A 25,026-nucleotide genomic window follows, 5' to 3' on the forward strand; every position below is an offset into this window, starting at 1 on the left:
GTGCGCCCGGGCGATTAGCTCAGCGGGAGAGCGCTTCGTTCACACCGAAGAGGTCACTGGTTCGATCCCAGTATCGCCCACGTTGCTTTGCCGGCAGGCGGTTGGTTCCACGGTTCCCGTGGAACCAACCGCCTGTTCTGTCGTTCTGGAGGTCGGTCCTCATGTGACGGCCGTCATGGGCTGGGTGCGCAGTTCCCCGCGCCCCTGGGTGCGTGGGTGTGCGGGTTTGTTTGCGTGTGCCGGGCGGTGCTGGCTGGTCGCGCAGTTCCCCGCGCCCATAGGTGGCTGGGGGTGTCCGGTCGTTCGTTTGTGACGGCCGTCATGGGCTGGGTGCGCAGTTCCCCGCGCCCCCAGGTGAGTGGGGGTGTGAGGCCGTTCGTTTGTGACGGTTGTTGTGGGCTGGGTGCGCAGTTCCCTGCGCCCCTGGATGAGTGGGTCCGCCGGTTCGTTGGCATGTGCCGGTTGGTGGCCGCCGTCGCGCTGCCGCTCTGGCGGGCAGCCCGGTGCCTCGTGACTCTGCCTGCAGCCCACGACCCACCTGAACCCCGCGCTCCGCCCCCAGCCCCACCAGCCGGACTGCCAGGAGCGCCCCGCCTGCCTGCTGGCCCGTCCGCCGCCGGTCCACCGGCCTGCCGGACCGCCCGTCCAGGCCGCGTGCACGCTTGCCGTCTCGCCTGCTCGCTGTTCTGCCCATCCGCCGTCCTGCCGGACCGCCGGCCCCCGGCCGCGCACCCGCTCGCCGTCTCGCCTGCCCACTGGCCCGTCCACCCGCGGTCCTGCCGGAACGCCCAGCCCACCGGCCCTCCGGCACGCGTGCCCGCCCGTCGCCGACCATCGGCCCGCCCGGCGCCTAACCCGCCCGCTGGCCCACCCTCCGCCGTCCTGCCAGCCTCGGCCGCGTGTCCGTCCGTCCCCGGTCACCGGCCCGCCCGGCGCCTAACCCGCCCGCTGGCCCGCCCATCCGCCGTCCCGCCAGCCCTCGGCCGCGTGTCCGCCCGTGGCCGGTCGCCGGCCCGCTGCCCCGCCGGACCGCTGGCTCCCGGCCGCGTGCCCGCCGGCCCCCGCCGCGTGCCCGCCCGTCGGCGACAGCCCGCCCGTCGCCGACCGTCAACCCGCCCATCGCGGCCGCGTCCCGTCGCCGCCCGCGTCCCCCGCTGGTCGCCACCCCCGCACTCACCCCCGCCCCCTCCTTTCAGCCCTCCCCCCTCCCCAACTCCCCCCGGCAAATATCCCGTTCGACCCCCCGACCCACCCCTTCCCACCTGCACCCCCGTGCAACTCCGTTGTCAATTCGCCCCAGTTCACGCCGTCGCGCGAGCGACCCCGTTCACATCAATTCCTGTGCGAATCATTGACGGCCGCTGAGGGCCTCCGTACCTTGTGCCAGCAAGCGCTTACTTGAAACGATTCATGGCAGCGGACGGTGACGTCGCGAGGAGGCCCGACTGTGGGGATGAACGGGAGTGTCGAGAGGCGGACGGTCCTCAAGGCGGTCGGGGCGTCGCTCACGACGGTGGGGCTGGCCGCGACCGCGGGATGCGGGGGTGACGGCGGCGGATCGGGCGACGGAACCGTCGAGATCCGCTTCGCCTGGTGGGGTGCGGAGGAACGCGCCAAGCGCATCAACCAGTCCATCGCGCTGTTCGAGAAGAAGTACCCGAAGATCAAGGTCAAGACGGACTTCCAGGATTACGTGGCCTTTTGGGAGAAGTTCCAGACCCAGGCCGCGGGCGGAAATCCACCGGACGTATTCCAGAACGCCGTCGCCTTTCTGCGGAAGTACGACAAGAGAAGCGTTCTGCTCGACCTCAAGTCGCAAGTGGACGCGGGAAATCTGAACCTCGAGAACTTCCGCGCCGGCGTCGAGAAGGTCGGCGAGGTCGACGGAAAGCTGCTCGGTGTACCCGTCGGCTCCAACACCATGTCGCTCGTCATCGACGAGAAGGTCTTCGCGGCGGCCGGCGTGAAGCCGGAGCAGGGCTGGACCTGGGACGAGTACTTCGCCGCGCTGAAGAAGATCCATGACACCCAGAAGGTCGCGGGCGACACCGGCTACTTCGGGATCATGTACCTCTACGACCTGTATCTCCGGCAGAACGGCAAGGCGTTCTTCACCGAGGACGGACTCGGCTTCGACGAGGCCGACCTGACGGAGTGGTGGCAGGACGGCTACAACCGCGTGAAGGCCGGCATCGTCACCGACCCGAAGAAGGTCGAGCAGCTCAAACCGAAGTCGGCGCTGGCCTCGGGTGACGGAGCCTCCGAGTTCACCTGGGACAACTTCACCGTGCGCTACACCACGGAGGGCGACAGCACCTACGGGCTGGCGCCGATCCCGACGACCGACGGCAAGGAGACCGGCCAGTACCTCGGCTCGCTGATGCTGAGCGGCTCGGCACGGACCAAGCACCCCAAGGAGGTCGCCCAGTTCATCTCCTTCATGGTGCACGACCCCGAGGTCGGCAAGATCATGGGTTACGACCGCGGCATCCTCGCCACCACCGAGCAGTTCGACGCGTACAAGCCGGCCGACGCCCCCAACCAGGCGATCGCGAAGTACGAGGAGGACGTCGCCAAGGCCGGACTGCTCGGGACCATCACCCCGCACCCGGCGGGCGCCGACACCGTGGAAGCCGCGTTCCTGCGCATCGCCGGTGACATGTCGACGGGCAAGACCAAGGTCGCCGACGCGGTCAAGCAGTTCTTCTCCGAGGCGAAGACCGCCCTCGCCGCCTGATGGGAACAGCCGTGACGACGCTCGTCAAGGACTCTCCGCCGGATGCCGCGGAGCAGCGTCCCGGTCCCCCCGCCGCCGCACGGCGGCGGGGCCGCCGGGAGAATCTCGCCGGCTACCTCTTCATGTCGCCGTGGATCGCCGGCTTCCTGCTGCTGACCGCGGGGCCGATGGCCGCGTCGCTCTATTTCGCGTTCACCGACTACAACCTCTTCAACTCCCCGAAGTGGATCGGCTTCGACAACTTCACCCGGATGCTCGACGATCCGCGGTGGCAGAAGTCGGTGGAGGTGACGGCCAAGTACGTCGTCATCGGCACCCCGCTGAAACTGCTGCTCGCGCTGGGGGTCGCCCTGCTGCTGGCGCAGAGCCGGCGCGGGCAGGCGTTCTACCGGGCCGCGTTCTACGCCCCGTCACTGATCGGCGCGAGCGTCTCCGTCGGCTTCGTGTGGCGGGCCCTGTTCTCCGACGACGCCGTCGTGGACCGTACACAGTCGTTCCTCGGGTTCGACGTCGGCGGCTGGGTCGGAAACCCGGACTGGGTGCTCTACAGCCTGGTGGCGCTGACCGTCTGGCAGTTCGGCGCCCCGATGGTCATCTTCCTGGCCGGGCTGAAGCAGGTGCCCAGGGAACTGTACGAGGCGGCCGAGGTCGACGGCGCGGGGCCGTTCAGACGGTTCTGGAGCATCACCCTGCCGATGATTTCCCCGGTGGTCTTCTTCAACGTGCTGCTGGAGACCATCCACTCGTTCCAGATCTTCGGATCCGCGTACGTCGTCTCCAACACCAGCTGCGGGCCGGCCGACTCCACGCTCGTCTACACCTGCTACCTGTACCAGAAGGGCTTCAAGGAGGCGCAGATGGGCTTCGCCTCCGCGATGGCCTGGATGCTGCTGCTCGCCGTGGCGCTGGTGACGGCGGTCCTCTTCTGGTCCCAGAGGCGATGGGTGCACTACGAGGAGGCCGCCCGATGAGCACCACCACGACCCCCACCGCCCGCGGACGCGGTGGCACCGGGTCGCTCGCCTGGCATCTCGGCGCCCTGCTCGTCCTCGCGGTGGTCCTCTATCCCGTCGTCTGGGTCCTCGGCGCCTCGTTCAAACCCAGCCGGGAGATCATCGGCAGTCTCGAACTCTTCCCGACCAGCCCGATCCTCCAGAACTTCAGGGGGCTGGCCGATGGCATCGCGGACATCTCGATCGCCACGTTCTTCGAGAACTCCCTCTTCTACGCGCTCGGCTCCGTCGTCGGCATCCTCGTCTCCTGCTCGCTGACGGCCTACGCGTTCGCCCGTATCCGGTTCGCCGGGCGCAACCTGATGTTCTCGCTGATGATCGGCACGCTGCTGCTGCCGTACCACGTGCTGCTCATCCCGCAGTACGTGATGTTCCAGAAGATGGAACTGATCAACACGTACGTGCCGCTGCTGATCGGCAAGTACCTGGCCACCGAGGCGTTCTTCGTCTTCCTCATGGTGCAGTTCATGCGGAACCTGCCGAAGGAACTGGACGAGGCGGCACGGCTCGACGGCTGCGGTCATCTGCGGATCTACTGGTCGATCGTGCTGCCGCTGTGCCGGCCGGCCCTCATCACCAGCGCCATCTTCACGTTCATCAACGCCTGGAACGACTTCATGGGCCCGCTGATCTACCTCAACGAGCCCGGGAAGTACACCGTCTCCCTCGGCATGATGATGTTCCGCGACCAGGAGGGCGTCGCCAACTACGGCGGCATGATCGCCATGTCGCTGGTGGCGCTGCTGCCCGTGCTGGCGTTCTTCCTCGCCTTCCAGCGCTACCTGATCGACGGTATGGCGACCTCCGGTCTGAAGGGCTGAGCCGGTCATGACCCAGACGCGCACGAAAGCCCGTACGGCCGTTGCCGCCGGGCGGGAGTCCGCCTTCGCCGAGCGGTTCGCACTGTTCGCCGAGTGTCTGCTCACCGGGGTGTGGATCGCGGTGGCCTCGCTGCCCGTGGTCACCTATCCCGCCGCGTTCGCCGCCGGGTCGCGGCACCTGCGGCGGCGTACGGTCCATGTGGGCGGCGGCTGGCGGGAGTTCACCGCGGACTTCCGGCTGGCCGTGCGCGGCGGATGGGTCGCGGGACTCGCCGGATGGGCCGCGGCCCTCGCGGTGTGGGTGGACGTCCAGGCCGTACGCGCGGGGATCCCGGGCGGGCCGGCCGTCGGGGCCGTGGGCCTGTTCGCGCTGCTCGGGCTGGCCGTCGCCGGGCTGCGCGCGGCCGCGGTCTGGGAGCCCGGCGCCTCCTGGCGGATCCTGCTCGGCGCCGCCGGACGCCGTACCGTCCTCGACCCCGCGGGGTCGTTCCTGCTCGTCGGCGGACTGGCCGTGGTGGCCGTCTCCGCCTGGTTCGTGCCGCCGCTGGCGGTCCCCGTCCTGGGGGCCGTCGCGGCGGCGGCCCTCGCCGTGGAGGAACGCGGCCGACGCCGCTGACCGGCGGCCACCGGCCACGGACGGCGCCCCCGAGCCGTCCAGCCCTATGTCATGCGCCTGACATTAGTGCCCCTGAGAGCCATGCCCCTGACCACTCCGCAAGGAAAGGAAAGTCATGTCCCCCATCCCTCGCAGATCCCTCCTCAAGGCCGCCGCCGTCGCCGGAGCCGCATCCCAGTTCAGCTGGGCCCTGGGCGCCCAGGACGCGCAGGCCGCGCCGAGAGCCGCGGCGGCGGACGCGGACCCGGTGACCCTGGACTGGCTGGAGGACGGCGGCCTCGGCGAGACGCCCGGCTCGACCGTGGGCGTGCCGTGGCCGAAGGGCGCGTACGACAAGGACCAGACGTTCGCGCTGACCGACGCCGACGGCAAGGACGTGCCCGTCCAGTCCTGGCCGATCGGCTACTGGCCGGACGGCTCCCTGAAGTGGACCGCCCACGCGGTCGGGCCGGGAGCGGGCAGCGGGAAGCTCACGCTCGGCACCGGGACGCCCGCCGCGCCCGCGAAGAAGGTCACCGTCGACCAGCGCGGCGGCTCCATCACGGTGTCGACCGGTGTCATCACCGCGCAGATCGGCAGGAGCGGCTCCACCCTCGTGAAGTCCGTGCTGCGCGGCTCGACGGAGATCGCCCGGGACGGCCGGCTCGTCCTGCTGCGCCAGCCCGAGATCGAGGACGGTGACCAGGGCGCCGAGAAGTACGAGCGCTTCGAGAGCGTCGTCGCGCGGACCGGGGTCGAGCAGGACGGGCCGGTCCGCGCCGTCGTCCGCATCGACGGCAAGCACCGCAAGGGCAGCCGGAGTTGGCTGCCCTTCTCGGTCCGCCTCTACTTCTACGCGGGCGCCGAGTCCTTCCGCATGGTGCACACGATCACCTTCGACGGCACCCAGGAACCGGGCAGAGCCAGTGGTGACTTCATCCGCGGCATCGGCGTCCGCTTCACGGTGCCGATGCGCGACGCCGCGTACGACCGGCACATCCGCATCGGCGGCGAGGGCACCGGTCTGCTGCGCGAAGCCGTGAAGGGGATCACCGGTCTGCGCCGGGACCCGGGCGCGGCCGTGCGGACGGCACAGTTCGAAGGGCGGAAGCTGCCCGACCCCTCGACCTGGGACCAGCGGGTGACCACCCGGCTGCAGTACATCCCCGAATGGGGCGACTACACCCTCTCCCAGCTCTCCGCCGACGGGTTCACGGTCCGCAAGCGGACGAAGAAGGGACACGGCTGGATCGGTGCGGGCGGTGGCCGACGCGCGAGCGGCTTCGGTTACGTCGGCGGCGCGAGCGGCGGGCTGGCCTTCGGACTGCGGGACTTCTGGGAGAAGTTCCCCGCCCAGCTCGACATCCGCGACGCGCAGACCGACGAGGCCGAGGTCACCCTGTGGCTCTGGTCGCCCGAGTCGCAACCCATGGACCTGCGCTTCTACCACGACGGCATGGGCCAGGACACCTACCCCGAACAGCTGGAGGGCCTCAACATCACCTACGAGGACTACGAACCCGGCTTCGGTACGCCCTACGGCATCGCCCGCACCAGCGAACTCGTCTTCTGGGCCCACGAGTCGACGCCGAGCGCCGAGGCGATGGCCAGGCAGGTGGCCGCCGTCCGCACGCCCGCGCAGCTCGCCGCGCCGCCGAAGCAGCTGATCGAGGCGGGGGTCTTCGGCCGGCTGTTCTCCGAACCGGACCGGTCCACCGCCGCCAGGGCGAAGATCGAGGACCACCTCGACTTCCTCTTCACCTACTACAAGGACCAGGTGGAGATGCGCCGTTGGTACGGCTTCTGGGACTACGGCGACATCATGCACACGTACGACCCGAGCCGGCACCAGTGGTGCTACGACGTCGGCGGCTACGCCTGGGACAACTCCGAGCTGTCGCCCGACCTGTGGCTCTGGTTCGCCTACATGCGGTCGGGGCGCGCCGACATCTTCCGCTTCGCGGAGGCCATGACCCGGCACACCGGGGAGGTCGACGTCTACCACCTGGGGAAGTGGGCGGGCCTCGGGACCCGGCACGGAGTCCAGCACTATGCCGACAGCGCCAAGCAGCAGCGCATCGCCAACACCACGTACCGGCGGTACTACTACTTCCTCACGGGCGACGAACGCGTCGGGGACCTCATGCACGCCAACGTCGACTCCGACGAGACGTTCCTCGTGCTCGACCCGATCCGCAAGATCCGCACCGAGCCGTACGAACCGGACCGCAACGCGCTCTCGATCGGGTTCGGCACCGACTGGAGCGGGCTCGTGTCCGCGTGGCTCACCGAGTGGGAGCGGCGGGGACCCAAGTGGGAGAAGGCGAAGGCGCGGGTGCTGTCGACGATGGAGACCATCGCCGCGCAGCCGAACGGGTTCGTCCAGGGCAGTGCGCTGTACGACCTGGACACCGGGAGGTTCGCCGTCGCGGCGAGCCCGGTGGTGGGGGTCTCGCATCTGTCGGCGATGTTCGGTCTGGTGGAGCTGAACGCCGAGCTGATCGACCAGGTCGACATGCCGGCGTTCAAGGAGGCGTGGCTGAACTACTGCCGGTACTACAACGCGACCAAGGCCGAGCAGAAGGCTCGTTACGGGTCCGACTTCGGGTCCCTGCTGCTGTTCCAGGGGCACGCGCGGCAGGACGCGTACGCGGCGGTCGCCCTGGGCGACGACGCGCTGGCCGCGCGGGCGTGGCGGCAGTTCTACAACAGTGCCGACACGTGGGACTACAAGGAGTCCACGGACTGGTCCACGAAGAAGGTGGAGGGGCCGGTGGGGTTGGTGGCGGGCAGTGAGGCGGCCTGGGTGTCCACCAACACGACCGCGTTGTACGGGTTGGCGGCGATTCAGAATTTGGCCCTGATCGGCGACAAGATGGCGTGACGCCGGTGGGGGACGCGGTTGGGGGTGGGAGGGTTGGGGCGTGGGGCGGCTGCGGGTTCGTTGTGGCTTGTCGCGCAGTTCCCCGCGCCCCCGAGGGGCGCGGGGTCAGTGCATCTTGTTCAGGGTGTCCCGGAGGCGGCGGGCGTCCTGTAGGCGTTGTTCGTAGGTGGCGCCCAGGGACAGGAGGAGCAGGCCCGCCAGGGCCGGAGGGGCCCAGCGGGGGACCGCGCCCATGGCCTGGGCGAGGTACGGGGCCAGTTCGTGGAGTGCGACCGCGAGCAGCGTGCCGCCGCCCAGGACCAGCGGGGCCCGCAGCCGGTGCCGGACGCCCGCGAGGGTGACGGCCAGTGCCGCGGCGCCGAGGAGCAGGGGGCGCGGCCAGTTCGCGTCGCCCCACACCGCCAGGAGGCCCGGTACGAGGGTCACCGAGAGGCCGGGCCCGTACGCGAGCCAGGACGAAGCCTCCGGGTCACGGCTCCTGCGGAGGTACCCGACGAGCAGCGCGGGCACGGTCACCGGCAGCGTGTACGCCTCGGGGGAGCCGACCTCCCAGGCGCCCAGCCGGACCCAGGCGGCCAGCACGAACAGCGCGGCGGCCGCGTAACCGACCCGCCTGCGGTCCTCCCGTACGGCCGTGCCCGCCGCGATCACGCCGCACAGGGCCAGGACGAGGGCGAGCGTGGGCGGCTCGGCGAACGCCAGATCGATCGCCAGCAGGCCGGCCACGGCTCCCGTGATCTCGACGGACACCTTCAGCGTGGCGTCGCCGAGCCTCGGTGCCAGCAGTGCGGCCGCGGCCGGCACCACCAGGACCAGCAGGGCCGTGTGGTGCGGCCGCCAGTCGAGGGACGCTCCCGTGGCACACGCGAGCGCGGTGGCGTACGCCAGGGCGGGGGCCGCCGAGACCGCCCCGGACAGTTCCTGCTTCCACCGGGCGGCGGCCGCCGTGAAGAGGACCGTCAGGCTCGCCAGGACGCTGAGGGTGGCGGCTTCGGCCGCCAGGGAGAGGGCCGCCAGGTGCAGCGAGCCGAGCAGGGACAGACCGAGCGCGGTCAGGGGGAGGAAGGCGGGGCGGGCGTCGGTCGAGGGGCGCTCACCCGTCGAGACGCGGTCATCCGTCGTGAGGCGGTTGCCCGCCGAGGGGGCGTACGCCGCTGCCGTCAGTGCGGCCACCGTGGTCGCGCCGTGCCACAGCAGTGCTGCCCAGTAGGGGAGTTGCAGGGTCGCCGGCACGACGAGGGACGTCGCCCAGGCCAGGGCGAGCGCCGCGCTCAGAGCGAGGGAGTGGTGCGGGCCGCCGCGGAACGCCAGGGCCAGGACGACCGCCACCGCCATCAGCACCAGCGGGGCCGACTCCATGCCGGGCGGCCAGGGTGCGGAGACCGCCACCGCGTCGCGGGCGTCCGAGGGCACACCCGTCCACACGCGGGCGGTCCAGCCGGCCGGGCCGAACAGGGCCAGTACGAGTGCGGGCAGGCTCCAGGTCACGGCCAGCGCCTGCACCGTCGCGGAGGACCAGCACAGGCCACGGCGCAGGGTCGGGGGCAGCCGGGTGCCGCGTACCGCGAGCAGTGCGATACCGCAGGCCAGGCAGGCCGGGACCGTCCACACGCCGGGCAGGGCCGGGCGCAGTACACCACCCGCCGCGGCGACGGCGATCAGACCGCCGGCCGCCGCCAGAGTGAGCGCGGCCCGCGCGTCGGGGGCACGCAGCGCGGCCCCCAGCGCGATCGCCGCGGCGAGGGCGAGGAGCGCCGCCGCACGGGCGGCGGCGCTCGGACCGGTGGCGTCCCAGACGAGGAGACCGGCCGCCAGGGTGCCCGCGGCGCCCGCCCCGTACGCGCCGACGACGGCGACGGTCCGTGCGGACGGCACGGACACCCTGAGGGCCACGGCCGTGTCGAACGCGGCCGTCACCAGCATCGCCGCCGTGATCGTGTACTCGCCTCCGCCGGCCGCCACCACCCACAGGAGCAGCGGGAGCTGCGCCGCCGCCACGGCCGTCGGGAGCGGCAGACGCAGGCCGCCGAGACCGAGGCCGTACGCCGTCCACAGAGCGGCCAGAAGGGCCGACGCGGCCGCCGCGTAACCGGTGCCGTCCACCGTGGGGAGGGCGACCTCGTGCAGGGCATAGGCGTCGAGCACCGTCAGCGCGAGGCCGAGGCCCGCCACCGACTCCGCCGTCGAGCGCAGTCCGCGCTTCAGGAGCGGCACGGGCGCGCCGAGTGCGGCGGCGGTGACCGCGCCGAGGACGGTCGCCCGCCCGGCGATGCCCATGTCCCCCCAGCTGACCAGGGTGAACGCGATCGCCGCGACGGTCAGCAGGACGCCGCCGAGGACGAGCAGCGCGTTCTGCACGCCGGGGGCCGAGGCTTCCGGCCGGCGGGAGCGCGGCGCGGGGGACGGCCGGCTCGCGGGGACCTGGGCCCGGGCCGGGGCCGCCTGCGGCCCGGCCGACCGGAGCACATCGAGCAGCCAGACCCGGCGGGCCAGCAACTGGGCCCTGCGGGCGTCCAGTTGCCACAGCTCGTGGTCGAGGATCCGCAGCTCCTCGGCCGGTGGCGGAATGTTCGTCATACCCCGGATTGTGGTCCGCGTCACCCCGCAGGACATGAGCGCGGATACTCAGGACGTACTCATGTCCGCCCGTCCGCCCGCCGGGCCATGGGTTTCCCGCGGGCGGGCAGACTCGGATCATGAAGCGTATGGACTGGACGCACTACCGCTTCCTCAGCCTGTGGAGCCTCGCCGCGCCGCCCGACGTCGTCTACGGGGCGCTGGCCGACGCCGAGAGCTATCCGCGCTGGTGGCCGCAGGTCCGCGAGGTGACGGCCGTCGACGACCTCAGCGGGGTGATCCGCATCCGCTCGGTGCTGCCCTACGACCTGGTCTTCACCGCCCGGGAAGTACGCCGCGACCGGGCGGCCGGGATCCTGGAGATCGCCATGACCGGTGACGTGGACGGCTGGGCGCGATGGACCCTCGTCGCCGAGGGGGCCGGTACCCGCGCCCGCTACGACCAGGAGGTCCACGTGACCAAGCCCCTGCTGCGACGGCTCGCCGTGCCGGGACGGCCCGTCTTCCGCGCCAACCACGCGCTCATGATGCGGGCCGGGCGGCGCGGGCTGGCGGCGCACCTTCGGGGGACCGGAAGCGGGCAACCGTGAAGCGGCACCGTGAAGCGGTTTGAAGGAAACGCACGGAGACCTGTATTGTTCGGTGCGTTCCCGGGCGATTAGCTCAGTGGGAGAGCGCTTCGTTCACACCGAAGAGGTCACTGGTTCGAACCCAGTATCGCCCACCGGGAAAGGCCGGTCCGTCACAGACGGACCGGCTTTTTGCATGGCCTCGTCCTGCTCCGCGGGGCCTCCGCGGGGTGCCGCTCAGGCCGCCGCCCGGAACTCGGGCCGCAGCGGCCAGGCCGGATCGACCGCCTCCTCGACGCCGCTGCGGGCGAACCACGCCTGCAGGCCGCGGGCCTGCGCCGCGTGCCACAGGGCCTGCAGCGTGTGCAGTTCGGCCGGTGAGAGCCGCGCCAGCCTGACCGCGAAACGGCGCCCGACCGCCCGTACGACCTCCAGGGACGCCAGCGCGTCGGCCGCCGCGTCGTGGGCCTCCTGCAGCTCCACCTCGTAGTGCGCGCACAGATCCGTGAGCGTCCGGCGGCCCTTGCGGTAGCGGTCCAGGTGTTTGTCCAGGACCCGCGGGTCCAGGACGCGCAGCGGCACGGCCTCGAACCAGTGGTCCAGCGAGGACGCCCGGTGCCTGCGCAACTCCCGGTCCAGGAGCGTCAGATCGAAGGGCGCGTTCATCACCACGAGCGGCCGTCCCGCCGCGCTCTGCTCGGCCAGCTCCCTGACTATCTCGTCCATCACCGGCGACGGCCAGCGGCCGTTGTGCCGCAGGTGTTCGTCCGTCAGCCCGTGCACCGCCGTGGCGCCCTCGGGCACCGGCACTCCCGGATTCACCAGCCAGCGGCGCACGCGCGGGCGGCTGCCGGGAGCGTCCTGGACGACGACGGCGGCGGACACGATCCGGTCGGTCTCCACGTCGACACCGGTCGTCTCGGTGTCGAACGCGGTCAGAGGGCCCTCGTACCAGCACGTCATACGCACACAACTCCTCGTTCACCTTCGGCAGTTGACGCGCCGTCCCCTGCCCTTTTTGTGATACCCGGGCTGTTTGCGCCGTACGCCGGAAGGAGACAACAGAGATACGGGTCCTCGCAGATCAGCGACCCGTCGCGGGAACTCACCGGATTCGGAAGGCTGTTGGACATGGCGCTCGCGCAGCCCGAGCAGGGCGGGCTGCTGCCCCGACGGACGGCACCCCATCGCGGCTCACTGGCCACCACGGCATGCATGGAGACACTGCAGGTCGGTTATCTGCACGCGGTGGCGGCCGCCTCGGGCTGCTCCCTGTCCCAGCCCTTTCCGGACAACGGCATCGACTGGCACGTCAGCCACAGCGCCCCCGGGCACACGGTCGACGACGAAGTCACCATCAAGGTGCAGCTCAAGTGCACGTACCAGATCCCGCCGAACCCCTCGGGCACCGCCTTCTCCTTCACGCTCGACAACGCCCACCTGGAGAAGCTGGCCCGGTCCCCGGTCTCGGTGCACAAAATACTGGTCGTGATGCTCGTGCCGAGGTCACAGGACGACTGGCTGCGTGCCGGCCACGACGGCCTCGACCTGCGGCACTGCTGCTACTGGATCAACCTCGCCGGACACCGGATCACCGGCCGGCGCAGGACCACCGTGCGCATACCGACCTCGCGCATCTTCGACGACCGGGCGCTCTGCGACATGATGACGCGGGTCGGTACGGGAGGCAGACCGTGACGCACCGCCCCATCGACGAGCCACTGCGCCCCGTCAGGCCCCACCCCGTCGAGCCGCCCGACCTGTGGGACCGGCCGCCGCGCCCCGACCAGGTGGACCCGGCCGTTCTCGGCGCGCTCCTCCACCGGCACGGCTGGCAGCGTCGCGGCGGAGCGCCCGGACGGTACGGCCGCTGGACCCCGCCCGGGCCCGGCGGCGCCGGCACCAGCCTGCTCGTGCCGGAGAGCCGGGCGTTCCCCGACAGCGAGGACCTCCTCGGGGAGGCCCTCGTCGCGCTGTTCCGCAGCGGCTCGCCCGCCGCCCGTGACGTGCTGGTCGGTCTCGCCGTGCCCAGCGACGAGATCCGCTGGTGGCGCGATGTGCCGACGGGCCCCGTCGGCACATCGCCGTGGACCGTCGAGGAGCAGCTGCGCACGGCGGCGCGGCAGACGCTGCTCGCGGGCGCCCTCGCCGCCCGCGCGAGCGCCGGCTACTACGGCGCGCGCCACCGCAGGGCCGCCGCCGCGTCCCTGGAGAACGTCCTCGTCGGAGCCGCCCCGGGAGGCCGTCAGCTCACCGCCTTCGTGCCGGTCGCCACCGGCCGGCCGCTCGCCGTCCGGCTCCACCAGGCGCTGTACGCGGCCCGTGAGGCGATCGACTACCAGCGCGCGACCGGCGGCATGGACGCCTTCGACGGAGCGGTCGAGGCAGGCGTGAGCCATGAGCTCACGGAAGCACTCGTGGCGCTGGTCCGGGGGACGGAAGGAGCCCGGATCGCCGTCGAGTGGGCGCCGGCGGCCGGGGTCCCCGAGGGGTGTGCGACGCCCGCGGAACCCGTCGAGTTCTCACCCGGTGACCTGCCCGCGCTCCGCGAGGCGGCGGCCCGCTACCTGCGCGAGGAACCGTCCGTGCCGGTGCGCGTCACCGGAGCGGTGGTGCGGATGCGCAGGTCCGGGCCGCGCGGCGACGGCACCGTACGGCTGCGGGTGATCGCCGGGGCCGAGGTGCCGCACGTGCGGATGACCCTCGACGAGGAGGCGTACCGCATCGCCGGGCACGCCCATCTGGTCGGACTGCCGGTGCGGGTGCACGGGCGGCTGGAGAGCCGCGGCGGATTCCGGCGGCTGACCGGGGCGTCCGGAGTGGCGCCCGTGCAGGTCGACGAGGCGGAGCGGGACCGGCTGATGAAGTCCCTGCAGGAGAACCTCGACTTCTTCGAGGAGGCGTGCAGCGGGGACTGAGACCGGCTGTTTCGCGAGGGGTGCCCGGCGCTCGGTAGGATCGCCGCAGGCATGGCAGTGCGATGCCGTGAGTGTTACCCCCCTTCAGTCAGGAGAGTCCGGTGTCAGACGTCCGTGTGATCATCCAACGCGATTCCGAGCGGGAAGAGCGCGTGGTGACGACGGGCACTACGGCGGCCGAACTCTTCCCCGGCGAGCGCACCGTCGTCGCGGCCCGCGTGGCCGGCGAGCTGAAGGACCTCGCGTACGAGGTGAAGGACGGCGAGGAGGTCGAGCCCGTCGAGATCTCCTCCGAGGACGGCCTCAACATCCTGCGCCACTCCACCGCGCACGTCATGGCGCAGGCCGTGCAGGAACTGTTCCCCGAGGCCAAGCTGGGCATCGGCCCGCCGGTCAAGGACGGCTTCTACTACGACTTCGACGTGGCCAGGCCCTTCACGCCCGAGGACCTCAAGGCCGTCGAGAAGAAGATGCAGGAGATCCAGAAGCGCGGCCAGCGCTTCTCCCGCCGCGTGGTCACCGACGAGGCCGCCCGCGAGGAGCTCGCCGACGAGCCCTACAAGCTGGAGCTGATCGGCCTCAAGGGGTCCGCTTCGAGTGACGACGGCGCGGACGTCGAGGTGGGCGCCGGCGAGCTCACCATCTACGACAACCTCGACGCCAAGACCGGCGACCTGTGCTGGAAGGACCTCTGCCGCGGTCCCCACCTGCCCACCACCCGCAACGTCCCCGCGTTCAAGCTGATGCGCAACGCCGCCGCGTACTGGCGGGGCAGCGAGAAGAACCCGATGCTCCAGCGCATCTACGGCACCGCCTGGCCCTCCAAGGACGAGCTGAAGGCGCACCTCGACTTCCTCGCCGAGGCCGAGAAGCGCGACCACCGCAAGCTCGGCAGCGAACTGGACCTCTTCTCGATCCCCGAACAGATCGGCTCCGGCCTCGCCGTCTTCCACCCCAAGGGCGGCGTCGTCCGCCGGGTCATGGAGGACTACTCGCGCCGCCGGCACGAGGAGGAGGGCTACGAGTTCGTCTACACCCCGCACGCCACGAAGGGGAAGCTCTTCGAGACCTCGGGCCACCTGGACTGGTACGCCGACGGCATGTACCCGCCCATGCAGCTCGACGAGGGCGTGGACTACTACCTCAAGCCCATGAACTGCCCGATGCACAACCTGATCTTCGACGCGCGCGGCCGGTCCTACCGCGAACTGCCGCTGCGCCTCTTCGAGTTCGGGACCGTGTACCGGTACGAGAAGTCGGGTGTCGTGCACGGCCTGACCCGCGCCCGCGGCTTCACGCAGGACGACGCGCACATCTACTGCACCAAGGAGCAGATGGCGGAGGAGCTCGACAAGACGCTCACCTTCGTCCTGAACCTGCTGCGTGACTACGGCCTGACCGACTTCTACCTGGAACTGTCCACCAAGGACCCGGAGAAGTTCGTCGGCTCGGACGAGGTGTGGGAGGAGGCCACCGAGACACTGCGGCAGGTGGCCGAGAAGCAGGGCCTCCCGCTCGTCCCCGACCCGGGCGGCGCCGCCTTCTACGGCCCGAAGATCTCCGTCCAGACCAAGGACGCGATCGGCCGGACCTGGCAGATGTCGACCGTGCAGCTCGACTTCAACCTGCCGGAGCGCTTCGACCTGGAGTACACCGGGCCCGACGGCTCCAAGCAGCGGCCGGTCATGATCCACCGTGCCCTCTTCGGCTCGATCGAGCGGTTCTTCGCGGTCCTCCTCGAGCACTACGCAGGCGCGTTCCCGGCGTGGCTGGCGCCCGTCCAGGCGGTCGGCATCCCGATCGGCGACGCGCACGTGGAGTATCTGCAGACGTTCGCCGCCGAGGCGAAGAAGAAGGGGCTGCGGGTCGAGGTCGACTCGTCCTCCGACCGCATGCAGAAGAAGATCCGCAACGCGCAGAAGCAGAAGGTGCCCTTCATGGTCATCGCCGGCGACGAGGACATGGCGGCCGGCGCCGTCTCCTTCCGCTACCGCGACGGCTCCCAGGAGAACGGCATCCCGCTCGACGAGGCCATCGCGAAGATCGCGAAGGTCGTCGAGGAGCGGACGCAGGTCTGATCCGACAGCTCCCCACCTGCCCGCGGGCCCCGGGAGGCTCAGCCTCCCGGGGGCCTCTCCCGTTCGCCCCGGCCGGCGCCCCCATCGCTCTCCTCGTCCGCGAAGACCTGGAGCAGCCACGACGAGAACGACCCCGTCACCGCCCCCAGCAGGGCGAGCCCGCCCGCCATCAGGGCCACCGCGATCAGCCGCCCCGCCGCCGTCACGGGAGCCACGTCCCCGTACCCCACGGTCGCCAGCGTCGCGCAGGTCCACCACACCGCGTCGCCGAAGGTACGGATCGTCGCGCCCGGTGCCGCGTGCTCCTGCTGGTAGACGGCGAGCGCACCCGCGAAGCCGAGCAGGGCCACCGACAGGCCGGCGTACGTGATCACGCGGGCGTGCAGCGCGAGCCGCGGCCTGCCGTGCCGGCGCCGCACGGCCTCCTGGAACTTCACGACGCGCAGGGGACGCAGGAGCGGCAGCAGCAGGACGACCGTGTCCAGCCAGTGCGTCCGTACGAAGCGGGCGCCCCGGCCGCTCAGCCGCCACCGCACGGCGTAGTCGGCCCCGAACACCGTCCAGGCCCCGAGGGTCACCGCCAGGCACACGTCCCGCCACGGCTCCGGCAGCCCGTGGTAAAGGACCCGGACCGCGTACGCGGCGAGGAAGAGCACCGAGGTGACGGCGAGCGGCATCTCGGTGCGGCGCTCCCAGCGGGCCGTGCGGCTGTCGTCGTCCATCGCCTCAGCTTGGCCGGGAGCCCTCGCGCGCGGTACCCGCCGACACGCCGCGAACGGGCGAAGCAATATGCTGCATGGCATGACGAGTGAGCCGGAGCAGCAGATCGGAGTCGGCACACAGGACGCGTTCCAGCGCCTGTGGACGCCCCACCGGATGGCGTACATCCAGGGTGAGAACAAGCCCACCGGTCCCGGGGCCGACGACGGCTGCCCCTTCTGCTCGATCCCGGCGAAATCCGACGAGGACGGTCTCGTCATCAAGCGCGGCGAGCAGGTCTACGCGGTGCTCAACCTGTACCCGTACAACGGCGGGCACCTGATGGTCGTGCCCTACCGGCACGTCGCGGACTACACCGGTCTGACCGACCCGGAGACCCTCGAACTAGGTGAGCTGACCAAGCAGGCGATGACGGCGCTGCGGACCGCGTCCGGCGCGCAGGGCTTCAACATCGGCATGAACCAGGGCGCGGTCGCCGGCGCCGGTATCGCCGCCCACCTCCACCAGCACATCGTGCCCCGCTGGGGCGGCGACACGAACTTCATGCCGGTGGTCGGGCACACCCGGGTGCTGCCGCAACTCCTCGCGGACACCCGGAAGATGCTCGCCGAGGCATGGCCGGCGTCCTGAGCGTCCGCCGCGTTCCGGACACCACGGCGGCCGTGCCGCGCGGACGTCCGCGCGGCACGGACACCTACGCGTCGTAGAGGTCCGCCTTCCTGGGGGCGACGTCCTGGACGGCCGTGCTGAGGTTCGACGAGCGGTTGCCGAACTTCTCGGTGTCGACGCCGTTGTCCTTCAGCACGCGGATCGCGGCCGCGTGCACCACACGCAGCACGGGGGTCGCGGCGCGCAGGGCGTCGTCGGCCATGAAGCGGTGCCGCCAGGGCTTGGACGCCCAGGCGTGCCGCAGGCCGAACGGCTCCGGGAGGGTCAGCTTGCCGCCGAGGTAGTCCAGGATCGGCGGGTACCAGGTGAAGGGCGCGCGCACCGCGAGCCGTACGACCTCGTCGGCGTCGACCAGCGGCAGCTTCTGCGTCTTGGTCTCCCAGAACCGCACGGTCTTCGGGACCGTCTTCGTCTTGGCGGCGGGCCCGCTGGTGAAGAGGGAGTGCACGGGCCCCAGGGCATGGCCGGTGACCTCGATGCGCAGCGTCTCGTGCAGCACGGTCACGGTGATCAGCATGGTGATGACCAGCTGGCCGTCCCAGAGCGTCCACTGCACCCCGAGGTAGTGCCGGTCACCGCTGCCGAACTGCTGCTTGTTGCAGATCTCCTGTATTTTGTGCGGCTTGACCTGGTATGCATCCACGTCGGTGCCGCCCGGACGGGACACCGACCCGGCGTTCTCGCCGATCGGTGTGACCACCCAGTGCCTTATCGAGGGTGCCGGGAAGCCGCCGGTGTTGAGCGGACCGCGCTCCAGCATGCGCAGCTGGTCGTGGATCGACCGGATGACGTCCCAGCTGCGGAACGGATGGATCTCCTTGGTGGGATCGGCCGGCACCAGCTCCTCGGCGAGCTGCCAGCTGCCCCAGCGCGTGCCCATGCCGAGTATGCCCTTGGGGCCCGCGTAGAAGACCGAGTTCGACTGCTGCTCGGCGCTGAGCCTGGCCAGGCCCTGGCGCAGCCGCTCGGCCGCCGTCTCGCCGGGACTGCCGGGCACCGCCTCCGGGATCTTGGCGCCGATGCCGCCGCCGGCCAGCAGGCTGCTCCAGCGCTCCCGCAGGTCATGGGCGGTGCGCTCGCAGATCTGCTTCGCCCAGACCCAGCCGAGGACGGGCGCGACGATCGCGGCGCGCGCATACCAGGCCCAGAAACCGGTGAACGGCATCTTGACCAGGAAGAGGACGGCCAGCGCGCCCACCCCGACCAGGATCGTGGTGGCGAGGGCGCCGGCCCGCTTGTCCTCGGACTTGGCGACCGACCTGCGGATCGTGAAGACCAGCAGCCAGACGAGCAGGCCGGGCAGGAAGATCAGCCCGGTCAGCACCATCACGGCCGTGAGCCAGCTGTCCCGCTCCTTGCGGATGCGGTTCGCCGCGAGGCAGTGCTCGACGACGACCTGCGGCTCCGTGCCGAAGGACTGGATCAGCGGACTGCGGCCGCCGCCCAGCATCCGCAGCTGCACGGCCCGGGCGAACGCCTCGCCCAGGTTCGGCTTGAAGATCGACGCCCAGCTGCGGCCCGGCGAGACCTTCGACTGGTGCCATTCGCTGTTGGCGTCGAGGATCACGTCGACCGGGCTGTCCCGGTAGGCCGCGGAGGCCAGCGCGAACGTCGCCGCCGTCTGTCCCGCGGAACCCGAGAGCGGAACCTGCGCCCCGGGCCTGAAATCGAATCCCTCGTCCGCCATTGCCGCCCCCATCGCCGCCGTGCCCCGCTCTGCGGCATTCCCGACTTCCGTGCCCCGCACACCTGTTGATCAGGTCATCGTCTTGATCAGGTGCCCAGGGTATCGCCAGGAGGGGGCATCCGTCGGCGGACGTCCACCGCCGTCCGCCGGCCGGAAGAGGAACCAACTAGGAAATGCCCTGCGCCTGTTCGCGGATCCTGTCGGTCAACTGCGGTGGCATCGGCTCGTGCCGGGCGTAGGCGCGGCTGAAACGGGCGGTGCCGTGCGAGAGGGACCGCAGATCGACCGCGTACCGCCCGATCTCGATCTCGGGCACCTCCGCCCGTACGAGGGTCCGGCCGCCGGCCGACTGCTCGGTGCCGACGACCCGCCCGCGCCGGCCCGACAGATCGCTCATCACCGGCCCCACGTACTCGTCGCCCACCAGGACCGTCACCTCGGCGACCGGCTCCAGGAGATGGATCCGCGCGTCCGCCGCGGCCTCCCGCAGGGCGAGCCCGCCGGCGGTCTGGAACGCCGCGTCCGAGGAGTCCACGGAGTGCGCCTTGCCGTCCAGCAGCGTGATCCGCACGTCGATGAGCGGATAGCCCGCGGCGACCCCCCGGGCGGCCTGGGCCCGCACCCCCTTCTCCACGGAGGGGATGAACTGCCGGGGCACCGCCCCGCCGACCACCTTGTCGACGAACTCGATGCCTGAGCCGCCGGGCAGCGGTTCCACCTCGATCTCGCAGATGGCGTACTGACCGTGTCCGCCGGACTGCTTCACATGGCGTCCGCGCCCCGTCGACTTCGCCGCGAACGTCTCCCGCAGGGACACCTTGTGCGGTACGACGTCGACCTGGACGCCGTACCGGCTGCGCAGCCGGTCCAGGGCGACGTCCGCGTGGGCCTCGCCCAGGCACCACAGGACGACCTGGTGGGTGTCCTGGTTCTGCTCCAGGCGCATCGTCGGGTCCTCCGCGACCAGCCGGCCCAGCCCCTGCGAGAGCTTGTCCTCGTCGGCCTTGCTGTGCGCCTGGATGGCGAGCGGCAGCAGCGGGTCGGGCATCTGCCACGGCTCCATGAGGAGCGGGTCGTGCTTGGCGGAGAGCGTGTCGCCGGTCTCGGCGCGGCTCAGCTTGGCGACGCAGGCCAGGTCACCGGCGATCGCGTGCGTCAGGACGCGCTGCTGCTTGCCGAAGGGAGCCGAGAGGGCGCCGATGCGTTCGTCCGCCTCGTGGAGGGAGCGGCCCTCGTGGCCGCGGTCCGCGAGCCCGTGCCCGGAGACGTGCACCGTCTCGTCGGGGCGCAGCGTCCCGGAGAACACCCGCACCATCGAGACCCGGCCGACGTACGGGTCGGAGGCGGTCTTCACGACCTCGGCGACCAGCGGCCCGTCCGGATCGCACGCCTTCACCTCGCGGGCCCGGCCGTCCGGGGTGGTGACCGCCGGGGCCGCACGCTCCAGCGGGGTCGGGAAGCCGCCCGTGATCAGTTCGAGGAGTTCCACCGTGCCCAGTCCCTGCCGGGCGCCCTCGGCGGCGGGCGCGGCGGCCAGCACCGGATGGAAGACCCCGCGCGCGACGGCCCGCTCCAGGTCCTGCACGAGCGTCGCGAAGTCGATCTCCTCGCCGCTGAGATAGCGGTCCATGAGGGTCTCGTCCTCGCTCTCCGAGATGATCCCCTCGATGAGCCGGTTGCGGGCCGTCTCGATGAGCGGCAGCTGCTCCGGACCCGGCTCGGACTCCTTGCGCTCCCCGGAGGCGTAGTCGAACAGCCGCTGCGAGAGCAGTCCGATCAGCCCCGTCACCGCCGCGTGTCCGTCGGGCCCCTGCGGGCCGTGCAGCGGCAGGTACAGCGGCAGTACGGCGTCGGGGTCGTCCGCGCCGAAGGCCCGCGCGCAGATCCGGGTCATCTCGTCGAAGTCGGCCCGGGCCGACTCCAGGTGCGTCACCACGATGGCCCGGGGCATGCCGACCGCCGCGCACTCCTCCCACACCACGCGCGTCGAGCCGTCGACGCCGTCCGAGGCCGAGACGACGAAGAGGGCCGCGTCCGCCGCCCGCAGACCGGCCCTCAGCTCGCCGACGAAATCGGCGTATCCGGGAGTGTCCAGCACATTGATCTTGTACCCGTCCCATTCGACCGGTACGAGGGAGAGCTGCACCGAGCGCTGCTGCCGGTGCTCGATCTCGTCGTAGTCGGATATCGTGCCGCCGTCCTCCACGCGGCCCGCCCTGTTCACCGCTCCCGCCGTCAACGCGAGAGCCTCCACCAGGGTCGTCTTGCCCGATCCGCTGTGGCCGACCAGCACCACATTCCGTACGGACGCGGGGTGGTCGGCCGCCGTAGCCCTGCCGGCGGCTCCGGGGTGTGCGTTCGCCTTGTCGCCCATGGACTTGCCTCCCGTACACGGTGAGGTCACTGTGGGCGCGGGTCTGCGGATCCGCGTATGGCGGCTCCGATGACGCCCGCGGTGCCATCGAGCTTCGCACTCGGGTCACGGTGCGTCCATACACCGGACGCGATCGTGCCGTCGCCCGGATGTCACCAGGACGTGACCCGGGGGGCGGGTGCCCGGCCGTCGCACACGCGCACGCGTGACTACGATGGGCCAGCCGGTGGCCAGCAAGGGCCGCCCGGCCACCACCGACCCTCGGGAAGGCCATGCTGAACAAGTACGCGCGTGCATTCTTCACGCGTGTCCTCACACCGTTCGCCGCGTTTCTCATCCGCCGGGGGGTGAGCCCCGACACGGTCACCATTCTCGGCACGGCCGGAGTGGTGGCGGGCGCGCTGGTCTTCTTCCCCCGAGGAGAGCTCTTCTGGGGCACGATCGTCATCACCCTCTTCGTGTTCTCGGACATGGTCGACGGCAACATGGCGCGCCAGCTGGGCCGCTCCAGCCGCTGGGGCGCCTTCCTCGACTCGACGCTCGACCGGGTCGCCGACAGCGCGATCTTCGGCGGCTTCGCCCTCTGGTACGCGGGCGGCGGTGACAACAACATCCTGTGCGCCGTCTCGATCTTCTGCCTGGCCAGCGGCCAGGTGGTGTCCTACACCAAGGCGCGCGGCGAGTCGATCGGTCTGCCCGTCGCCGTCAACGGCCTCGTCGAGCGCGCCGAACGTCTGGTGATCTCGCTGGTCGCGGCCGGTCTGGCGGGCTTCCACAAGACCTTCGGTGTGCCCGGCATCGACGTGCTGCTGCCCGTCGCGCTGTGGATCGTCGCCGTCGGCAGTGTCGTCACGCTGGTCCAGCGCGTCGTCACCGTGCGCAGGGAGTCCGCCGAGGCCGACGCGGCAGTGGCCGTCCCGCCGGAGCACACGACGGGGAACACACCGGGGAACACGTCCGGGAACACCTCGCGGAACAGCGGGGCGACCTCGTGAGCGGTCTGCGGGACCGGCTGACGTACGCGGCGTACGCGGCGGGCTGGGGAGCCGTGAAGAGACTCCCCGAGCCCGTGGCGGTGCGCCTCGGCCGGACCATCGCCGACATCGCCTGGAAGCGCCGCGGCAAGGGCGTACGGCGGCTGGAGGCGAACTACGCGCGCGTGCTGCCCGACGCGACCCCGGAGCAGCTCACGGAGCTCTCCCGCGCGGGTATGCGCTCGTACCTGCGCTACTGGATGGAGTCCTTCCGGCTGCCCGTCTGGAGCGAGGAGCGCATCAGGAACGGCTTCGAACCGGAAGGCCAGGAGCACTTGCGCGAGGCGCTCGCGTCGGGCAGGGGGGTCGTCGCCGCGCTGCCGCACCTGGGGAACTGGGACCTCGCGGGCGCCTGGGCCACCACCGCGCTGGGCATCCCGTTCACGACGGTCGCCGAGCGCCTCAAGCCCGAGAAGCTGTTCGACCGGTTCGTGGCGTACCGCGAGGGACTCGGCATGGAGGTGGTGCCGCACACCGGAGGCGCCGCGTTCGGCACGCTGGCCCGGCGGCTGCGCGGCGGCGGACTGGTCTGCCTGGTCGCCGAGCGCGACCTGTCCGCCACCGGGGTCGAGGTCACCTTCTTCGGGGACACGACCCGGATGCCCCCGGGCCCGGCGCTGCTCGCCCAGCAGACAGGCGCGGTGCTGCTGCCGGTGACACTGTGGTACGACGAGACGCCCGTGATGCGGGGCCGGATCCATCCGCCCGTCGACGTCCCCGAGTCAGGTACCCGGGCCGAGAAGACGTCTGTCATGACGCAGGCGCTGGCCGATGCCTTCGCCACGGGGATCGCCGACCATCCGGAGGACTGGCACATGCTGCAACGACTGTGGCTCGCTGACCTGGAGCCCGGGCCGGGGCCGGGCGCGGAGGCACCCCGCACGGCATCGGCCGGCACGGAGCGCGCCGCGGGGGCACCCGGCGGGGAGCCGGCGTCCGGAGCGCGGGACGAACCGGTCCTGCCCGGGGAGCGGTCGTGAGGATCGGCATCGTCTGCCCGTACTCCTGGGACGTTCCCGGGGGAGTCCAGTTCCACATCCGCGACCTCGCGGAGCACCTCATCGCGCTCGGGCACCACGTGTCCGTCCTGGCCCCGGCCGACGACGAGACCCCGCTCCCGCCGTACGTCGTCTCGGCGGGCCGCGCCGTACCGGTGCGGTACAACGGCTCCGTCGCGCGCCTCAACTTCGGGTTCCTGTCGGCCGCGCGGGTGCGCCGCTGGCTGCACGACGGCACGTTCGACGTGATCCACATCCACGAGCCGGGCACGCCCTCCGTCGGCCTGCTGGCCTGCTGGGCGGCGCAGGGGCCGATCGTCGCCACCTTCCACACCTCGAACCCCCGGTCCCGGGCGATGATCGCCGCGTACCCGATCCTGCAGCCCGCTCTGGAGAAGATCAGCGCGCGGATCGCGGTCAGCGAGTACGCGCGGCGCACGCTCGTCGAGCACCTCGGTGGTGACGCCGTGGTCATCCCGAACGGCGTCGACGTCGACTTCTTCGCCAAGGCCGAACCCGAGCCGAGGTGGCAGGGCGGCACGATCGGCTTCGTGGGCCGTATCGACGAGCCCCGCAAGGGACTGCCGGTCCTCATGAAGGCCCTGCCGAGGATCCTCGCCGAGCGGCCGGACACCCGGCTCCTGGTCGCCGGGCGCGGCGACGAGAAGGAGGCCGTGGAGAAGCTGCCGGCCGAGCTGCGGCCGCGCGTCGAGTTCCTCGGCATGATCAGCGACGAGGACAAGGCGCGGTTCCTGCGCAGTGTCGACGTGTACGTCGCGCCCAACACCGGCGGCGAGAGCTTCGGGATCATCCTGGTCGAGGCCCTGTCGGCGGGGGCGCCGGTGCTCGCCTCCGACCTCGACGCGTTCGCCCAGGTCCTCGACCAGGGCGCGGCGGGCGAACTGTTCGCCAACGAGGACGCGGACGCGCTGGCCTCCGCGGCGGTACGGCTCCTCGGCGATCCGGCGCGCCGCACGGAACTGCGGGAGCGGGGCAGCGCGCACGTGCGGCGCTTCGACTGGTCGACGGTCGGCGCGGACATCCTGTCGGTGTACGAGACGGTCACGGACGGCGCGGCGGCGGTGGCGGCCGCCGACGACCCGGCGGAGCCGGGGGGTCTGCTGGCCCGCTTCGGCCTGGCCCGCGACTGACCCTCCGGGGGCGCGGGGTTCGACTGCGGGTGCGTGGGGGCTGGTCGCGCACTTCCCCGCGCCCCTGAAAAGCCGGCTGCGCCGTGCTTTTCACCCCGCGGTCCTGAAGGTCCGGGGCGAAGCCCCGTCCTTCAGGGGCGCGGGGAACTGCGCGACCGGCCCCCACCGGCCCGCACCCGGCACACACCACCGAACGCCGAC

Annotated in this window: 18 protein-coding genes and 2 tRNA genes; 15 read left to right on the top strand and 5 right to left on the bottom strand. The window is 71.5% G+C overall.

Features of this window, described 5'->3' with window-relative positions; genetic code table 11:
* Window positions 1–8 precede the first annotated feature (8 nt).
* From ACFYXC_RS26510 to ACFYXC_RS26535, 6 genes are all read left to right on the top strand, one after another.
* Window positions 9–80 (top strand) — tRNA-Val (locus ACFYXC_RS26510).
* 1,373 nt (window positions 81–1,453) lie between these two features.
* The gene (locus tag ACFYXC_RS26515; protein WP_389554308.1) at window positions 1,454–2,737 is read left to right on the top strand and encodes an ABC transporter substrate-binding protein; all 1,284 of its coding nucleotides are present in this window, start codon (window positions 1,454–1,456) and stop codon (window positions 2,735–2,737) included.
* Complete coding sequence (locus ACFYXC_RS26520; RefSeq protein ID WP_389554309.1) at window positions 2,737–3,708, top strand: carbohydrate ABC transporter permease; 972 nt, start codon at window positions 2,737–2,739, stop codon at window positions 3,706–3,708. Before ACFYXC_RS26515 ends, ACFYXC_RS26520 begins: the two co-directional genes overlap by 1 nt.
* On the top strand, window positions 3,705–4,571 hold the full coding sequence (locus tag ACFYXC_RS26525; protein ID WP_389554310.1) for a carbohydrate ABC transporter permease: 867 nt from the start codon (window positions 3,705–3,707) through the stop codon (window positions 4,569–4,571). The genes ACFYXC_RS26520 and ACFYXC_RS26525 overlap by 4 nt, the downstream gene beginning before the upstream one ends.
* Before the next feature lie 7 nt (window positions 4,572–4,578).
* Complete coding sequence (locus ACFYXC_RS26530; protein ID WP_389554311.1) at window positions 4,579–5,187, top strand: hypothetical protein; 609 nt, start codon at window positions 4,579–4,581, stop codon at window positions 5,185–5,187.
* 115 nt (window positions 5,188–5,302) lie between these two features.
* Entirely contained in the window at window positions 5,303–8,050 is a 2,748-nt protein-coding gene (locus tag ACFYXC_RS26535) for a Tat pathway signal sequence domain protein (RefSeq protein WP_389554312.1), read from the top strand.
* Window positions 8,051–8,155: 105 nt separating this feature from the next.
* Here the strand turns inward: ACFYXC_RS26535 and ACFYXC_RS26540 are convergent, their stop codons facing one another.
* Window positions 8,156–10,627, bottom strand: a complete 2,472-nt coding sequence (locus tag ACFYXC_RS26540) for an SCO7613 C-terminal domain-containing membrane protein (protein WP_389554313.1) — start codon at window positions 10,625–10,627, stop codon at window positions 8,156–8,158.
* A gap of 128 nt (window positions 10,628–10,755) precedes the next feature.
* Here ACFYXC_RS26540 and ACFYXC_RS26545 point away from each other — a divergent pair, with 128 nt between their 5' ends.
* The gene (locus tag ACFYXC_RS26545) at window positions 10,756–11,217 is read left to right on the top strand and encodes an SRPBCC family protein (RefSeq protein WP_389554413.1); all 462 of its coding nucleotides are present in this window, start codon (window positions 10,756–10,758) and stop codon (window positions 11,215–11,217) included.
* Window positions 11,218–11,279: 62 nt separating this feature from the next.
* Window positions 11,280–11,351 (top strand) — tRNA-Val (locus tag ACFYXC_RS26550).
* 82 nt (window positions 11,352–11,433) lie between these two features.
* Here the strand turns inward: ACFYXC_RS26550 and ACFYXC_RS26555 are convergent.
* On the bottom strand, window positions 11,434–12,159 hold the full coding sequence (locus tag ACFYXC_RS26555) for a 3'-5' exonuclease (RefSeq protein ID WP_389554314.1): 726 nt from the start codon (window positions 12,157–12,159) through the stop codon (window positions 11,434–11,436).
* Between the two features lie 168 nt (window positions 12,160–12,327).
* Between ACFYXC_RS26555 and ACFYXC_RS26560 the strand changes: the two genes are divergently transcribed.
* The 3 genes from ACFYXC_RS26560 to thrS all read left to right on the top strand — a co-directional run bounded on the left by ACFYXC_RS26560 (window position 12,328) and on the right by thrS (window position 16,192).
* Window positions 12,328–12,894 carry a DUF4365 domain-containing protein gene (locus ACFYXC_RS26560; protein WP_389554315.1) on the top strand — a complete coding sequence of 189 codons (567 nt, stop codon included), beginning with the start codon at window positions 12,328–12,330 and terminating at the stop codon, window positions 12,892–12,894.
* Window positions 12,891–14,114 carry a hypothetical protein gene (locus tag ACFYXC_RS26565; RefSeq protein WP_389554316.1) on the top strand — a complete coding sequence of 408 codons (1,224 nt, stop codon included), beginning with the start codon at window positions 12,891–12,893 and terminating at the stop codon, window positions 14,112–14,114. Before ACFYXC_RS26560 ends, ACFYXC_RS26565 begins: the two co-directional genes overlap by 4 nt.
* Window positions 14,115–14,215: 101 nt before the next feature.
* Window positions 14,216–16,192 (top strand): threonine--tRNA ligase, encoded by a 1,977-nt coding sequence (thrS, locus tag ACFYXC_RS26570; protein ID WP_389554317.1) that lies wholly within the window; start codon window positions 14,216–14,218, stop codon window positions 16,190–16,192.
* A gap of 38 nt (window positions 16,193–16,230) precedes the next feature.
* On the opposite strand, the gene ACFYXC_RS26575 is transcribed toward thrS, so the two are convergent.
* Complete coding sequence (locus ACFYXC_RS26575) at window positions 16,231–16,914, bottom strand: potassium channel family protein (protein WP_389554318.1); 684 nt, start codon at window positions 16,912–16,914, stop codon at window positions 16,231–16,233.
* A gap of 67 nt (window positions 16,915–16,981) precedes the next feature.
* On the opposite strand from ACFYXC_RS26575, the gene ACFYXC_RS26580 reads away from it, so the two are divergent.
* A complete protein-coding gene (locus tag ACFYXC_RS26580) occupies window positions 16,982–17,542 on the top strand; it encodes an HIT family protein (protein WP_388918176.1) in 561 nt (186 codons plus the stop codon).
* A 64-nt stretch (window positions 17,543–17,606) separates the two neighbouring features.
* On the opposite strand, the gene ACFYXC_RS26585 is transcribed toward ACFYXC_RS26580, so the two are convergent.
* Entirely contained in the window at window positions 17,607–19,268 is a 1,662-nt protein-coding gene (locus ACFYXC_RS26585; RefSeq protein ID WP_388918179.1) for a hypothetical protein, read from the bottom strand.
* Window positions 19,269–19,434: 166 nt separating this feature from the next.
* A complete protein-coding gene (locus ACFYXC_RS26590) occupies window positions 19,435–21,642 on the bottom strand; it encodes an elongation factor G-like protein EF-G2 (RefSeq protein ID WP_389554319.1) in 2,208 nt (735 codons plus the stop codon).
* 272 nt (window positions 21,643–21,914) lie between these two features.
* On the opposite strand from ACFYXC_RS26590, the gene pgsA reads away from it, so the two are divergent.
* The 3 genes from pgsA to ACFYXC_RS26605 are packed head-to-tail and all read left to right on the top strand — an operon-like array spanning window position 21,915 to window position 24,825.
* On the top strand, window positions 21,915–22,637 hold the full coding sequence (gene pgsA, locus ACFYXC_RS26595; RefSeq protein ID WP_389554320.1) for a phosphatidylinositol phosphate synthase: 723 nt from the start codon (window positions 21,915–21,917) through the stop codon (window positions 22,635–22,637).
* On the top strand, window positions 22,634–23,656 hold the full coding sequence (locus ACFYXC_RS26600) for a phosphatidylinositol mannoside acyltransferase (protein ID WP_389554321.1): 1,023 nt from the start codon (window positions 22,634–22,636) through the stop codon (window positions 23,654–23,656). Before pgsA ends, ACFYXC_RS26600 begins: the two co-directional genes overlap by 4 nt.
* The gene (locus ACFYXC_RS26605; protein WP_388918188.1) at window positions 23,653–24,825 is read left to right on the top strand and encodes a glycosyltransferase family 4 protein; all 1,173 of its coding nucleotides are present in this window, start codon (window positions 23,653–23,655) and stop codon (window positions 24,823–24,825) included. The genes ACFYXC_RS26600 and ACFYXC_RS26605 overlap by 4 nt, the downstream gene beginning before the upstream one ends.
* Window positions 24,826–25,026: the final 201 nt, after the last annotated feature.

The organism is Streptomyces sp. NPDC002701 (genome assembly GCF_042889045.1).
GTDB lineage: Bacteria > Actinomycetota > Actinomycetes > Streptomycetales > Streptomycetaceae > Streptomyces.